This window comes from Sinorhizobium numidicum, assembly GCF_029892045.1.
Taxonomy (GTDB): Bacteria; Pseudomonadota; Alphaproteobacteria; order Rhizobiales; family Rhizobiaceae; genus Sinorhizobium; species Sinorhizobium numidicum.
Genome location: NZ_CP120368.1, coordinates 2,724,402 through 2,739,014 on the forward strand (window position 1 = coordinate 2,724,402; position 14,613 = coordinate 2,739,014).

At 60.6% G+C, this 14,613-nt stretch carries 13 protein-coding genes; 5 read left to right on the plus strand and 8 right to left on the minus strand.

The features are described 5' to 3' along the window. The first annotated feature begins 12 nt into the window (after positions 1-12). From PYH37_RS24285 to PYH37_RS24295, 3 genes are all read left to right on the plus strand, one after another. Entirely contained in the window at positions 13-561 is a 549-nt protein-coding gene (locus tag PYH37_RS24285; protein ID WP_280734011.1) for a tetratricopeptide repeat protein, read from the plus strand. Positions 562-798: 237 nt separating this feature from the next. Next, positions 799-1,317: an RNA polymerase sigma factor gene (locus tag PYH37_RS24290; RefSeq protein ID WP_280734012.1), complete on the plus strand. Its 519-nt coding sequence runs from the start codon at positions 799-801 to the stop codon at positions 1,315-1,317. Positions 1,318-1,320: 3 nt separating this feature from the next. Next, positions 1,321-2,148 carry an anti-sigma factor family protein gene (locus PYH37_RS24295; RefSeq protein WP_280734013.1) on the plus strand — a complete coding sequence of 276 codons (828 nt, stop codon included), beginning with the start codon at positions 1,321-1,323 and terminating at the stop codon, positions 2,146-2,148. A 178-nt stretch (positions 2,149-2,326) separates the two neighbouring features. Here the strand turns inward: PYH37_RS24295 and leuA are convergent, their stop codons facing one another. Beyond that, positions 2,327-4,036 carry a 2-isopropylmalate synthase gene (gene leuA / locus PYH37_RS24300; RefSeq protein WP_280734014.1) on the minus strand — a complete coding sequence of 570 codons (1,710 nt, stop codon included), beginning with the start codon at positions 4,034-4,036 and terminating at the stop codon, positions 2,327-2,329. A gap of 521 nt (positions 4,037-4,557) precedes the next feature. After that, complete coding sequence (locus PYH37_RS24305) at positions 4,558-5,148, minus strand: ATP-dependent Clp protease proteolytic subunit (protein ID WP_425336120.1); 591 nt, start codon at positions 5,146-5,148, stop codon at positions 4,558-4,560. A gap of 321 nt (positions 5,149-5,469) precedes the next feature. On the opposite strand from PYH37_RS24305, the gene PYH37_RS24310 reads away from it, so the two are divergent. Next, positions 5,470-6,048 (plus strand): HupE/UreJ family protein, encoded by a 579-nt coding sequence (locus PYH37_RS24310; protein ID WP_280734016.1) that lies wholly within the window; start codon positions 5,470-5,472, stop codon positions 6,046-6,048. Positions 6,049-6,114: 66 nt separating this feature from the next. Here the strand turns inward: PYH37_RS24310 and PYH37_RS24315 are convergent, their stop codons facing one another. From PYH37_RS24315 to PYH37_RS24335, 6 genes are all read right to left on the minus strand, one after another. Next, on the minus strand, positions 6,115-6,927 hold the full coding sequence (locus PYH37_RS24315) for an APH(3'') family aminoglycoside O-phosphotransferase (RefSeq protein ID WP_280734017.1): 813 nt from the start codon (positions 6,925-6,927) through the stop codon (positions 6,115-6,117). 23 nt (positions 6,928-6,950) lie between these two features. After that, positions 6,951-7,415, minus strand: a complete 465-nt coding sequence (gene queF, locus PYH37_RS24320) for a preQ(1) synthase (RefSeq protein WP_280734018.1) — start codon at positions 7,413-7,415, stop codon at positions 6,951-6,953. Positions 7,416-7,614: 199 nt separating this feature from the next. Beyond that, the gene (locus PYH37_RS24325) at positions 7,615-8,532 is read right to left on the minus strand and encodes a cation diffusion facilitator family transporter (protein ID WP_280734019.1); all 918 of its coding nucleotides are present in this window, start codon (positions 8,530-8,532) and stop codon (positions 7,615-7,617) included. 193 nt (positions 8,533-8,725) lie between these two features. Further along, a complete protein-coding gene (locus PYH37_RS24330; RefSeq protein WP_280734020.1) occupies positions 8,726-10,915 on the minus strand; it encodes an anthranilate synthase in 2,190 nt (729 codons plus the stop codon). Positions 10,916-11,027: 112 nt separating this feature from the next. Continuing rightward, entirely contained in the window at positions 11,028-11,072 is a 45-nt protein-coding gene (gene trpLE, locus PYH37_RS32510; RefSeq protein ID WP_425336167.1) for a trpE operon leader peptide TrpLE, read from the minus strand. Positions 11,073-11,195: 123 nt separating this feature from the next. Then, the gene (locus PYH37_RS24335; protein ID WP_280734021.1) at positions 11,196-13,403 is read right to left on the minus strand and encodes a TonB-dependent hemoglobin/transferrin/lactoferrin family receptor; all 2,208 of its coding nucleotides are present in this window, start codon (positions 13,401-13,403) and stop codon (positions 11,196-11,198) included. 278 nt (positions 13,404-13,681) lie between these two features. Between PYH37_RS24335 and PYH37_RS24340 the strand changes: the two genes are divergently transcribed. Beyond that, a complete protein-coding gene (locus PYH37_RS24340) occupies positions 13,682-14,536 on the plus strand; it encodes an extensin-like domain-containing protein (RefSeq protein WP_280734022.1) in 855 nt (284 codons plus the stop codon). Positions 14,537-14,613: the final 77 nt, after the last annotated feature.

The window sequence follows — 14,613 nt, forward strand, 5'->3', positions numbered from 1 at the left end:
TAGGAGACAGGCATGATCAACCGCACGACCGTTCTCTTCACCCTTGCTGCCTTTACGGCCTCGATCGCGAGCCAAGCTGCGATGGCCATCGGCGAGGACAATAGCGAGCCGCCCAAGAAAACGAAGACGAGCACCGAATGCCGGGAAGGACAAGTCTGGGACGCCAAGAGGAACAGATGTGTCGACGCGAAGAGGAGCGATCTCAGCGACGATATCCTGTTCGATGCCGCTCGCGAACTGGCTTATGCCGAGCAGTATGAAAACGCGATCGAGGTTCTCGGTGCCATGAAAGATCAGCAAAGCGCCCGCGTGTTGAACTATCTCGGCTATGCCAACCGCAAGGCCGGGCGCACGGAGCTTGGCATGCAATACTACAGGCGCGCACTTCAGGCCGACGAGAATTACATTCTCGCACGATCATACATGGGACAGGCCTTGGTCGAGCAAGGCCGGATGCAGGAAGCGAAGCTCCAGCTCGTCGAAATTCGCGACCGCGGCGGCGAAAACACCTGGGCCTACAAGGCCCTGCTGCAATCTCTCGGCGGTATCCGACAATATTGAGCGGCCGCCGGTAACATCGTGACCCCCGGCCGTTCAGAGTCGAGCACGCCGCTGCAGCCGCATTGAGCGATTACGGTGAGGCCAAGAGGGAAATCTGGATCCGGAATGCAAAACCTCCCTCCGTTCCCGCTCTCCCTTGCAGACTTCGGATCAAATGTTTCATATCATGCGTCTATTCGCGATCCTTTTCGCACGGCGAATAGACGCTTGATCCGGCACGTCTCCATTGGAAGAGCAATGCGCCCAGCGGCAGAAACGAAGGACTTCAGACGGGATTTGGTCAGCCTGCTGCCCAAATTGCGCCGTTTCGCAATGACGCTGACACGCAACCCCAACGATGCCGACGACCTTGTCCAGGAGGCTTGCGAACGGGCGATCACGCGCAGCCATCTCTGGAACGGCGAGGGTCGGTTGGAGAGCTGGATCTACGCGATGACGCGCAATCTCTGGGTCGACGAAATCCGCAAGCGCAAAGTTCGCAGCGGCAGCGGAACGATCGGTATTTTTGACCAGGACGAGTTGAATGTCGACGCTGCCGCTGAAAAAACAGTCTATGCCAACCAGTTGCAGAAGATGATCCTCTCCATGCCGGAGGGATTGGCCAGCGTGTTCCTGCTCGTCAATGTCGAAGGCCACAGCTATCGCGAGACGGCCGACATACTCGGGATTCCGATCGGCACCGTCATGAGCAGACTGTCGACGGCGCGGCTGCGGCTTGCGGCCATGCTGTCCGAGAATACGGAAAGGAGGGCCTGACCGTTGCTGCAGACGAAGGGTCTAGCGCTCGAAGTGCGGTTGTCCGCTTATATCGACGGCGAACTCGGCGAAGCCGAAAAGTCCGAACTCGACGCGTTGCTGGCGCATGATGACGACGCAAAGGCGCTGTTGGACCGCCTGAAGGCCGGCAATGCGTTTGGAAACAGGGCGTTCGAGGATTTCCTCCACGATCCGGTGCCGCTGGCACTGGTGCGCCAGATCAAACAGGGTCCTGGCATCAATCCCAGGTCCGAGCGTGTGACGACCTCCAATCTTCCCGCACGACACGCTCCCATCTGGCCGCGCATCGCGATTGCCTCATTAGCCCTGCTGCTCCTTGGCGGCGCTGTGGGCTTTGTTATAGGCAGCGCGAACATGACCCCCGAACCGGCGGACCAGGCCACTGCGCGTCCCTGGATCGAGGAGATTGCCGACTATCATCGCGTCTATTCCCGCCAGAAGCAGCACCTCGTCGAGCTGCCGGCTTCGCAGGCAGCCGAGATTGAAACCTGGCTCAAATCGAGCGTCGGCGTCGCCTTCAAGATTCCCGATCTCGCCCACAAGGACCTCACCTTCGAAGGCGCAAGGCTCCTGGTCGCCGACGGCAAACCGGTCGCCCAGCTCGTCTACCGCGATCGCGAGGGCGAGGTTTTCGCCATCTGCTTCCTCAAGGACGCTGGCGCGCTGCAATCGGACCAATTCGAGGAAAGCATTCGCGGCGATCTCGGGCTCGTCTCCTGGCAGAAAGGCGGCGTTTCCTTCGTGCTCGTAGGGCCGTCGTCGAATGCGGGATTGCAGGATCTCGCCGAAACGGCAGCGGCGAACATCTGACCCGGATTGAAGGGAGCGCTGGCGGCTTTCCGCCGTCATCCGCTGCCGGCACTCTCTCCCCGTTCCTGAGGAGAGAAAGGACTCGCCGTGAGCGCTCAATCCCTCTCCCCGCCTGCGGGGAGAGGGTCAGGACGAGGGGCAATCCACAGCCCTAAACCGAGCTAGATCAAAACCCTGCTCACTTCGCCATCGTTTCCAGGACCCGATTGGCGGCCGAGACGATCGCCTCGAGCGAGGCGGCGACGATGTTGGTGTTGATGCCGACGCCGAAGAGCGTACCGCCCGGATATTCGACCTCCACATAGGCGATGGCCGCGGCATTAGACCCGTGCTGCAACGAATGCTCGGAATAGTCCGCGACCGAGAGTTCGATGCCGAGATAGATCGACAGCGCGTTGATGAAGCCGTCGATCGGGCCGGTACCCTTGCCCTCGATCCGTCTGGTTTCGCCATTGTCGGTGATCTCGGCGGCAACCACGCGCAGGCTCTTGTGGTCACCAACCGGATAGGTGTGGTGGTCGACGAACTTGATGCGGGCGCCCGGCTGCTCCACGTAGCGTTCGAGGAAGCGTGCATGGATGCGCTTCGAGGGAAGCTCCTTGCCCTCCTCGTCGGTAATCCGCTGAATGTCCTCGCGGAACTCCACCTGCAACTTGCGCGGCAGATTGATTCCGTAATCTTCCTGCAGAATATAGGCGATGCCACCCTTGCCCGATTGGGAATTGATGCGGATGATCGCCTCGTAGCTGCGGCCGACGTCCCGCGGGTCAATCGGCAGATAAGGCACCTCCCAAAGCGGCTTATTGGCCTGCTTGATTGCCTTCATGCCCTTGTTGATCGCGTCCTGGTGCGAGCCCGAGAAGGCGGTGTAGACGAGTTCTCCGACGTAAGGGTGGCGCTCCGGAATGACCATCTGGTTGGAATATTCGTAGACTTCCTTGATCCGCTCGATATCGGAGCAGTCGAGCTTGGGGTCCACCCCTTGCGTGAACATGTTAAGCGCCAGCGTCACCACATCGACATTGCCGGTACGCTCGCCGTTGCCGAAGAGCGTGCCCTCGACACGATCGGCACCCGCCATCAGGCCCAGTTCCGTCGCGGCGATCCCGGTGCCGCGGTCGTTGTGCGGATGCAGCGAAATGATCAGGTTCTCGCGGTTGTCGAGATTGCGGCACATCCACTCGATCTGGTCGGCATAGACATTCGGCGTTGCCATTTCGACCGTCGACGGCAGGTTGATGATGAGCTTGTTGTCCGGCGTCGGCTTGACGACCTCGATGACCGCGTTGCAGATCTCCAGCGCCACCTCCAGCTCGGTGCCGGTAAAGCTCTCTGGGGAATACTCGAACCGGTAGCCGCCGCCCGCCCTCGCTGCCATGTCGGTGATCATCTTGGCCGCGTCGGTCGCGATCTGCTTGATGCCGGCGACGTCCTTGCCGAACACCACGCGGCGCTGCAACTCACTGGTCGAGTTATAGAAGTGAACGATCGGCCTGTGAGCGCCCTGAAGCGCCTCGAATGTACGCGTGATCAGTTCCGGCCGGCACTGCACCAACACCTGCAAGGACACGTCGGCCGGGACATTGCCTTCCTCGACGCACCAACGGGCAAAGTCGAAATCTGTCTGCGAGGCGGACGGGAAGCCGATCTCGATTTCCTTGAAGCCCATGTCCACGAGCAGGTGGAACATGCGCGCCTTGCGATCGTGACCCATCGGATCGACCAGCGCCTGATTGCCGTCACGCAGATCGACCGAGCACCAGACCGGCGCTTTGGTTATCGCCTTCGAAGGCCAGGTGCGATCCGACAGCGCGACCTGCGGGTAGGGCTGATATTTCATCGCGGCCTCGGGCATGCCGGTCTTGATGGAATGCGATTTCAGAATCATTGCAGCTTCTCTTCGTCACTGGAGCGTGGTTTGCCGCCTGCAATAACCGATCACCGGGGACATTGCGATGGCGAACGCCGTGCGGACCGCGCCTCTATGTTTAGCTCTTTGGGATTCGAGGAGCATCTGCCGGCAAGGCTTTTCGGCCGCCGGGCGCTCCTCAGCGAACCCGGCAACCGCGAGTAAGGCCGAGAAGAAGAAGCGAAGCGAAGGCGCGCGAAGGGGCACGGTTGTCACCGTGTCCGAAGAAGATCGCTGCGATCTTTTGTGCATTCGCCTGGGTCATGGGAAAGCCTATACACGGCTTGCCGCGCCAGAGCAAGGGAGGCGACACGGGGATATCTGCTTACTCCGCAAAGCAAAAAGGGCACCGGCGTTCGGCCGATGCCCTTATATTTTCTACAGCGCCGTGCGTCTTTTCAGACGCACAAAGGTCGCTGTAGCACTTTGAATTGCTGCATCTTTTTATCCTTAAAATCGGTTCCGATTTAAGAAAACATGCAGCAGTCGTCCTGACGAGATCAAATATCCGCGATCGACGTGATGATCTTCGAGACGAGGCCGTAAGCCTTCGCTTCGTCGGCGCCGAGCCAGTAGTCCCGGTCGGTGTCCTTGGCGATCTTCTCGACCGGCTGACCGGTCGCTTCGGAGAAGATGCGGTTCAGGCGCTCGTTCATCTTGATGATTTCGCGAGCTTGGATCTCGATGTCGGAGGCCATGCCGCGTGTGCCGCCGGAGGGTTGGTGCAGCAGAAAGCGGGTGTTCGGCAAGCAGACGCGCCGCTCCTTCGGCGGGGCGACATAGATCAGCGCGCCGGCAGATGCGACCCAACCGGTACCTATCGTCCAGACTCTCGGTTTCACGAACTTGATCATGTCGTGGATGCTGTCACCGGATTCGACATGACCGCCGGGTGAATTGACGAAAATACGGATATCCTCGTCGCTGGCCGAGGCCAGCGCAACGAGCTGCGAGCAGACTTTCTGCGCCAGCTCCTGGGTGATCGTTCCGTAGATGAAAATCGAACGCGACTTGAAAAGGTTCGCCTCGGTTTCCTTGCCCAACGGCAATTCGGTCTTCTTCTCTTCCTGTTCGTCGTCGTTCATCCGCATTCTCCGGACTCCTCATGAATGTCTTCCAAACCAGATAATGCGACTCGACGCCGAAAACAATGCGGATGGGCGGGCGAAGCAGGTCGTGCACGACGAACGCTGCCACCACGGTAAAATGCGATAACGTCAAATGCCGTATGGACAGCGGGCAGAAGCCCAATAAGATCAGCGATGTCGTTAGGGGCGGTGCAAGGTAGGGGGAACGACGCCTTTGCCCGCTCCAAGCAGAGAATCGATCAGCGGATGCCGAACAGACGCAACATCGGCGGCATCGGACCAAGGCAGGCGACCTCCCAAGCCTGTCGATCAGTGGGGACCAGAATGAAGAAACGCATCCTTATCGCCGCCGCCGTGTTCGGGACATCCGCCGCGCCAGCCTTCGCCCATCTCAATCCCTCCGAGCACGGCTCGCTGATGGCGGGCCTTTCCCATCCGCTCCTCGGGGCGGACCATGTTCTCGCGATGGTCGCCGTCGGCCTCTGGGCGGTCCAGATCGGCAGGCGGGCACTATGGGCGGTTCCAGTCGCCTTCGTCGCAGCAATGGCGCTGGGTTTCACACTCTCGGTCGCCGGCGTCGCCCTGCCCTTCGTCGAACCGGCGATCCTCGCCTCGGTCGTGGCACTCGGCCTGGTCGTCGCGATGGCCGTGCGACTGAGCCCAGCGAGTGCGGCAGCCGTTGTCGGACTCTTCGCGCTCTTTCATGGCCATGCCCATGGCGGCGAGCTCGGCGCGGCTGGCGCTTGGACCTTTGCCATCGGCTTCACGATCGCAACCGCCCTGCTCCATGCCGCCGGCGTTGGCCTCGGAGCAGCGTTTTCCCGGATCTCGAGCGGCGGCACTTTCGGCCGAATTGCCGGTGCCGTCACGGCGCTCGCCGGAGCGACGCTCATCCTTGGCTGACATGCGCGGTTGATCCGCAGCTCGGAATTCGTCGTAAGCATTCGCCCTCTACGACGAATCTTTTCCTCATCCCCAGGTCAGCGGATCCAGCCGAAGATAGAAGGCGAGCCGTCCGAGATCGGGGGCTGAAATCCCATGAATGTCGAAGAGCCTGTCCCGTGCGATTTGCGCGTCGTCCGGTCGGACCCAGCTTTCACGGGCGCTTCCGAGAAGAAGGGAAAAGTCGACATAGCGGTCCGCCGTCCCGAGCCGGCCCAAATCGATCAGCCCCGTACAGTTATGCGTTTCCGGGTCGACCATGAAGTTTGGCAGGCATGCGTCGCCATGACAGATGACGAGGTCCCGCGACTCCTCGGTGAGCCGCTGTGGCAACTCTCTCCGCAGATCGGCAAGCAGCTTACTTGGTGGCGTGTCCTGGAATTCGGGGTCCAGAAAATCCGGATTGACCGCGTCGCGAGCAACAACATCGGCTGCACGGTGGAACATAGTCTCGAGGCGCCGGTGGAATGGGCAGCCCCCTGCGGGCAGATCGTGAAGCAACTTGAGTTGCCGAACCATCGACGGCCATGCCAGCCGAAGATCGGGCGCGGACAGATCGCTCGCCGGCACGCCCGGCACGGCACTGGTGACGAGGCACGCCCCCTCCTCCGATGCGATCCAGTCGAGTACCGTTGGCGAACCTATACTGAACGCGGCCAACCATTCCGTTCGGCTGCGTTCGTTATCGAGCAGCACGGCGCCCTTGCCGCTCGATATTTTTGCATAGGCGCCGCCGCCGTTTCGGCGAAACACCCGGTCGCCGGATTCACCCCACCGGACGGGTGTCCATTCCGTTCCGGTGGGAAGCAATCTTTCGGCCGCATCGTTTCGTCTGTCCATGCAGGAAGAACCGTTTGGGGCAATCAACCGCGGCCACGATAGGTCGGCACGCCCTGGTCCGGCAGCCAGACGCCCTCCGGTGGTTTACCCGTCTGCCAGAAGACGTCGATCGGAATGCCGCCGCGCGGATACCAATAGGCCCCGATCCTGAGCCATTTCGGTGAAAGCAGCGACACCAGCCGCTTGGCGATGTCGATGGTGCAATCCTCGTGGAAGGCCCCGTGATTGCGGAAGGAATGGAGGAACAGCTTCAGCGATTTCGATTCGACCAGCCAGCCATCCGGGACGTAGTCGATGACGATGTGTGCGAAGTCCGGCTGGCCGGTCATCGGGCAGAGCGAGGTAAATTCGGGCGCCGTGAAGCGGACGAGGAAGTCGGTCCCGGCATGATTGCTCGGCACCCGTTCCAACACCGCCTCCTCCGGGCTTTGCGGCAGATCGACCTTTGCTCCCAGCTGTGAGAGTCCTGTTACGTCGGTTTTCGTCATTTCCGTGATGCTCCACAAGATCACGATGATTTTGGGTCATTAACGTGATCGATCCTAATAAGCTAGAGCGGGATGCGGGCGGAAGACCACATACAGTTCCTCACCCCGCTCTGCTGCGTGATTCCTTAAATCGGAATCGATTTAAGGCCAAAATCATGCAGCAATTCAAAGTGCTACAGCGACCTTTTTGCGCGTCTATTTAGACGCGCGGCGCTGTAGTCTTGACGCGCACCCCGTGCGCCTTTTCGCCTTCCGGCTCGACATGAATTGCGATCCTCGCGCCCGGATGAACCACGCGTATGGCATCCTCGATGCGATCGCAGATATCGTGTGCGTCGCCGACCGGCATCGCCTCCGGCACGACCATATGAAAATCCACGAAGATCGCCGGACCGGCCTGCCGCGTCTTCAAATCGTGAACGCCGAGCGATCCGCCGGCGGTTGCCGCAATCGCCTGCTTGATCGCTTCTTCCTCCTCCGCTGGCACGGCCTTGTCCATCAAGCCGTCGATAGACCGCGAAATGACCTTCCAGCCCTGGAAAAGAATATTGCCGGCAACGATCACCGCCAGCAGCGGATCGAGGATCGCATAACCGGTGGCGATGGCGAGAAGAAGGCCGACGATCACGCCCGCCGAAGTGATGACGTCAGAGAGAATGTGATGTCCATCGGCGCTCAAGGCCGGCGAGCGATGCCGCATGCCGGCGCGGATCAGGACATAGGCCCAGATTGCATTAATAACGCTGGCGGCAAAGTTGATCGCGAGACCGAGCGCCGGCGCCTCCAGCAGGACCGGCGCCCTCATCTCCGGCACCGCCTCCCAGATGATCAGCAGCGCCGCGGTCACGATCAGCACACCTTCGATAACCGCGGAAAAATACTCCGCCTTGTGGTGCCCGAACGGATGGCCGGCATCTGCCGGCTTTGCCGCGTAGCCGATCATCGCATAGGCGATCAGCGAGGCGATCACGTTGACGATGGATTCCAGCCCATCGGACAAGAGCGCCACGGAACCGGTCAGCCACCAGGCGAGCATCTTCAGGCCCATGACGCTGAGAGAAAGCGGCATGCCCCAGAAGGCGAGCCTCAGAATTGCTCGGTTGTCGGATCCGGCCATCTTCATTCCTCATGCAGATGCAAACGAGTTGCAAATGCAAGCCCATTCAAACGCAAAACCGCCCACGCGAATTTTCGCGCAGGCGGGTGATAGAGACCATATGGGCGATAACGAACGGCTTGTCAAAGGGTCGATCGGCCATGCGACTTCGCTCAGGGGGCCGAAGCCCAAAACAGCGCGCCTGTCTCCGGTGTTACGCTGCCTTGATCTTTGCCCTTTTCGCAAGATGCGCCACCACGTTCTCGATCATACGCATGCCGGCATCGCCGCCGAGCGTCATGATCGATTCCGGATGGAACTGCACGGCCGCGACCGGCTCCTTCATGTGCTCGATGCCCATGATCGTCCCGTCCTCGCTTTCGGCGGTGATCATGAACTCGAGCGGCAGGCTGGACGGATCGGCGAAGATCGAATGATAGCGTCCGACCGTCACCTCCTTGCCGAGGCCGGAGAAAACGATCCCGGGCTCCAGCACGCGGATGCGCGAAGGCTTGCCATGCATCGGGATCGCCAACTGGCGCAGATTGCCGCCATAGGCTTCGGCAAGCGCCTGCAGCCCGAGGCAAACGCCGAAGATCGGCAGTTCGCGCGCCCGTGCCTTCTTGATCGTCGCCTTGCAATCGAAGTCCTTCGGGCTGCCCGGACCGGGCGAAAGGACGACGAGGTCCGGCTTCACCCGGTCGAAGATTTCCTCTGCCACCGGCGTGCGGACGGTCGTGACCGTTGCTCCCGTCTGACGGAAGTAGTTTGCGAGCGTGTGGACGAAGCTGTCCTCGTGATCGACAAGCAGGATGCTGACGCCGGCTCCGACCGGGGCGACATCGCGCCCCGCCTTGGCGCTGTTGGCGGATTTGGCGTCGCGAATGGCTGCAATCATGGCGGAGGCCTTGAGTTCGGTTTCGGCTTCTTCTTCGTCCGGATTGGAATCGTAAAGCAGCGTCGCGCCCGCCCTCACCTCGGCGATCCCGTCCTTGATGCGGATCGTGCGCAGCGTGAGCCCGGTATTCATGTCGCCGTTGAAGCCGACCATGCCGATTGCGCCACCATACCACGCCCGCGGGCTCTTCTCATGGCTCTCGATGAAGCGCATCGCCCAAAGCTTCGGCGCGCCGGTGACCGTCACCGCCCAGGCGTGGCTCAAGAACCCATCGAAGGCATCCATGTCATCGCGCAGGCGTCCCTCGATGTGGTCGACCGTATGGATCAGCCGCGAATACATCTCGATCTGCCGGCGGCCGATCACCTTCACCGAACCCGGCACGCAAACGCGGCTCTTGTCGTTGCGGTCGACGTCCGAGCACATGGTGAGTTCGGACTCGTCTTTCTTCGAGTTCAGGAGCTTCAGGATCTGTTCGCTGTCGGCGATCGGATCGTCGCCGCGCTTGATCGTGCCGGAAATCGGGCAGGTCTCGATGCGGCGGCCGGAAACGCGCACGAACATCTCCGGCGAGGCGCCGACGAGATATTCCTGGTTTCCAAGATTGATGAAGAAGGAATAGGGCGACGGATTGATCGCCTTCAGCCGGTTGGAGATCTCCGAGGGGCGGCTATCGCAGCGCTCGTAGAATTTCTGCCCCGGTACCACCTCGAAGAGGTCGCCGCGGCGGAAGCTTTCCTTTGCCTTGACGACGAGCTCGGCATATTCGCCCGGGCGATGGTCCCCATGCGGCGGAATGCTGTCGACCGTGCGGAACGGCTCGGGGGCGATCTCTTCCGCCTTGCCCTCAGTCGACAGGCCATTTTTGGCAAAATCATAGCGATCGATCCAGGCCTTCGCAGCATAGTGGTCGACGACGAGGATTTCATCCGGCAGGAAGAGGACCATGTCGCGCTGATCGTCCGGCCGCTTCAGTTTGAGCTCGATCGCGTCGAACTGGAAGGCAAGGTCGTAGCCGAAGGCACCGTAAAGGCCGAGGCTCGCATCCTCCTCCGAATGGAAGAGGTTGGTCACCGCGCGCAGTACCGTGAACACCGTCGGCATTTTCGAGCGCTCTTCCTCGGTGAAAACGCGATCCGGCTCGTTGATGGTGAGATCGAGGCGATGGGCGGTCGACGCGCCGAGCGTGATATCGGCGACCGATCGCAGGTGCTCGGCGATCAGCGCCAGCAGAACTTCGCCACGCTCATTATAGGCCTCGATCCAGAGCGAACGACCGAAGGAGGAGATAGCGAGCGGCGGATCGACGATAGCGGTGTCCCAGCGCGTGTACCGGCCGGGATATTCGTAGTTCGAAGAGAAGACGGCGCCACGCCGCTCGTCGAGCTTATCGACATAGCCGGAGATCGCGTCGGTGTAGGAAGCATCGCGCCGCCTGCGGGTGACCACAATGCCGCCCTTGCTGGTGTAGGTTTCCGCGCCGTCTTTCAGAATTGCCGTTGCCATTCGCCTCGCTCCGTCAAAGCCCGGTCTCTCCACGCGGCCCGAACACGAAAAAGCCGCCTCGAAATCTCGGGCGGCTCCATCTCTCAATCACGCATGACTGGTCAAGGCCGCCTCAGCGAGCCCACCACCAGACCGAAATGTTCTGCGCGATCGTCATGGGCGAAGTGTTAGCGCGGCTTGCGGGCGCGCGCAAGCGGGAAAAACTCGGGCCGTATCTGGAGGCACCAAAAAAGAAAGACGGCCAAAGCAGCCGCCTTCTCAATTGGTTCGCCTCCGGTGCTCAGAAGCGCTGCGTCAGCGAGATCTTGAAGGTACGACCGGGTTCCGAATAGTACTCAGCAGGCTGCGTGAACGTGTTCTGAGTGTTGACCGCATCCCAATAAGTCTTGTCGAAGACGTTGTAGACGCCCGCATTCACCCTCAGACCCGGCATCTGTTCCGGTTCCCACCACCCCGTGAGATCCATGAGGCCATAACCCGGCGCCTTGAACGAGGACGTAGACTTCTCCGAGACGGATTTCACCGCGGTAAATATGAGATCGGTCCCCCATGTCTCGGTCGCGTAGCCGAGACCAAGCACACCCTTGAGCGGCGCTACGGAGCCGAGCACCTCGTCCGTATCGAGGTCCTTGCCATAGGCGTAGGCGAGCGCGGTGCGCACATGGAAGCCGTTGCTGAAGACTTTATGGGCGGATACTTCAACGCCATGAATGCTGACGTTGGCGCGATTGATCGCCTCGGTAATGCCGCGCGGATAGATGTCGTTCGGATCGTCATAAGTACGCTCATCAATGAAGTTCTTGTACCTGTTGTAGAAGGCACTCACACGCCCGCCGAAATCCTCATCCCCAAGCTTGGCGCCGATCTCGAAACCGTTGCTCGTCTCAGGCTCCAGATCGGGATTGCCAATGCGCAGATAGCTGCCGGGCGCGCCGTAGTTCAGATAGAGTTCCTGGGTAGTCGGTGCTCGGAAGCCCATGGCCCATTGCGCGTAAAGCTCGACCTGTTCGGCAGCCTGATAGGTGCCAAGCAGCTTCGGCGAGAGTGCGTCGCCGCTCTGCCCCGGAGGCAAACCGTCATAGTTCGGATTGCGCATATACGCTGCAGTGTTTTGCGGCGAATATTCATACCAGTCATAGCGAAGGCCGGGCGCTATCGCGAAGGGACCGTCACCGACCGAAATACGATCCTGCAGGTAGATGCCGAACTTCTTGCTGTCGACGTCAGGCGAATCCGACTGGTTCGTGTGAAGGAACCCGCAGGCAGGACTCGGGGCCTCGTCGCAACTATCATCACCCGACGAATATTGGTGAAGCTTTCCGATTGCGAATTCTCCGCCGAGCGTCACACGGTGCTGCAGGATGCCGGTGTCGAAGAACTTCTCCACATAGCCGCTCGCGCCGTAGCTCTCGTCCTCCGCCTCATTCAGGCGCGAATACTCGCCGATCACCGATGTGCTGCGGAATGCATCGGCGCCGTTTTCGCGCAGCAGGCGCTGCCAATAGATGACCGCCGAGGCATTGTCGAACCAAGCATCATCATCGACTGCCTCGAACTTGTAATCCAAGGACAAGCGTTCCCGTCGAGTGTTATCGAGCTTGTCGTAATCGCCGGGCCGGTAGTTGCCGAGAAGGCTTTGGCCGGCCATGAAATCAATGTCCTTGTCGCGATCGAAGCGTTCTGCCGTCAGCCCGAAGGTATGGCCGCTGTCGGTGTATTGTCTGACCTTGAACAGCAGATTGTTCTGATCGTAATCGGCGGGATCGGCTTCGGTGCGTGTCACGGAATAACCGCCGACATCGCCATTGCTTTTCCGTTCATGTCCGCGCTTGTAGCCGCCCTGGAATAGAACCGCCGTGTTGTCATAGCGGGCGGCCACGGCAGCAGAACCGCCGAGGCTCTCGTCTTCGCCGTCATAGGCGAATTTGAATATGCCGCCCCAAGTCTTGCCCTCGCCGATCAGGTCTTCCGGTTCGAGCGTGCGCAGGACGACCGCGCCCCCGAGCGCACCGCCGCCGGCCCGGCTGGAATCGGCGCCGCGAACGATGTCGATGGTCGAGAGAGCAGCGAAATCGAAGCTGTCGATCCCGCCGTCGGCATCGCGCGCTCCGTCATCGAGGAATGGAATGGCAATGCCGTCAATGGTCGTCAGCACCCGGGCGCCCTCGAGGCCACGAATATTGACGCTCCCATTCGTGCGGTTGAAGTTGACGCCCGGTTCCAGGTACCTACCCAAGTCTTCGAAACTCGATATCTGATGGTCATCGAGTTCCTTTTCCGTCACTTGCGACGCGAGTGGCGTGTCGGCTATGCCCTTCTTCTCGCCGCCCTTGACCTCCAGCTTTTTCAGCAGCGTCACGCGTCCCTGCTTTTCGGCAGCGGTCGCTTCATTGCTGGTGGTTGATTGCGCATGGGAGACGGCGATGCCGGCCAGGGTGACGAATGCCGTGCATGCGAGAAGAGCCAGGCGATGATGCCGGTTGAGCATGGACCAGTCCTTTTGAAAGTGTTGGCCGGGCTTGCTGTTGAGCGGCGAACTCAAGGGGCTGGCTGGGCAGTGTCGGGATCCGGCATGACGGATATGTCATCGCCTTATTTAGGCCACATAAAAAACATGAGTGAAATTGTCAATATAAATTTAGTGGTGCCACGGCCACCCCTCTCCGGCGCAACCGGCCTTCTCCTCAGTTTCAGCACATTTTGAAAGAGGATTGCTTCTCATGCGTTCCGGCCGCTTCGGCCACGCGGGGAACGGGAGGGACCTGCATGCGACCTGCCGCGGGAATGATGCTGCTGTCTACCATGATCCTTTCGGGGGTAAGCCTTCCCGAAAAGGGTCCTCTGCCGGTCGAGAAGCCCTCGACCACGGACGAACAAGCACCGCCGACGCCGACGCCGAAGCCGCTTGCGCCGCGCGCGAGCGAGCGCCCTGCGAGCAATCAGGGGAAGACGGGCTCCCTAGGCGAAAAAAAGACCCGGCAAGCGGAAGACGGTACAGCCCTCGATCCCGATCGTGACGGCGCAGAGTTGAGGGAGCCAATCCTCCGCGTGGAAGAGGAAGACCCAGCGGCGCATGCCACCTGCCTGGCTGCGCTGAAAGCGATCGGCAGCACCTACAGCGATGCTGCGCGCATCGATGAGCGCAATGGTTGTGGTATCGACAAGCCTATCGACATCACGGAAATTTTGCCCGGCGTCTCCGTGAAACCGGAGGGAAAAATGCGCTGCCAGACGGCATTGGCGCTTGCCCGCTGGACGAAGGAAACTGTCATCCCTGCCGCTCAAACCGCCTTTGGTTCGGAAGCCCGCGTTGCTGCACTGAACCAGGCCTCTGCCTATGTCTGCCGCTTGAGGAACAATGCGGAAACGGGCAAGATATCGGAACACGCACGCGGCAATGCAGTCGACATCGCCTCCTTCACGCTCGAAGGCGGCAAGACCATCAATATTCAGCCGCGCGACGAGGACGGCACGCTGGCCGGCGCGTTCCAGCGCGCGGTCACAGCCACCGCGTGCCTCTATTTTACGACCGTGCTCGACCCCGGCAGCGATGCCGCGCATGAGGACCACCTGCATCTCGACGTGATCGAACGGAAGAACGGCTATCGCTATTGCCGCTAGAGCATCCCGCTTTCAAGCGGAACCGCTGGAAGCGGACAAGATGCTCTAGAATCTAGAGTGCTAGAGCGTCCTTCGTG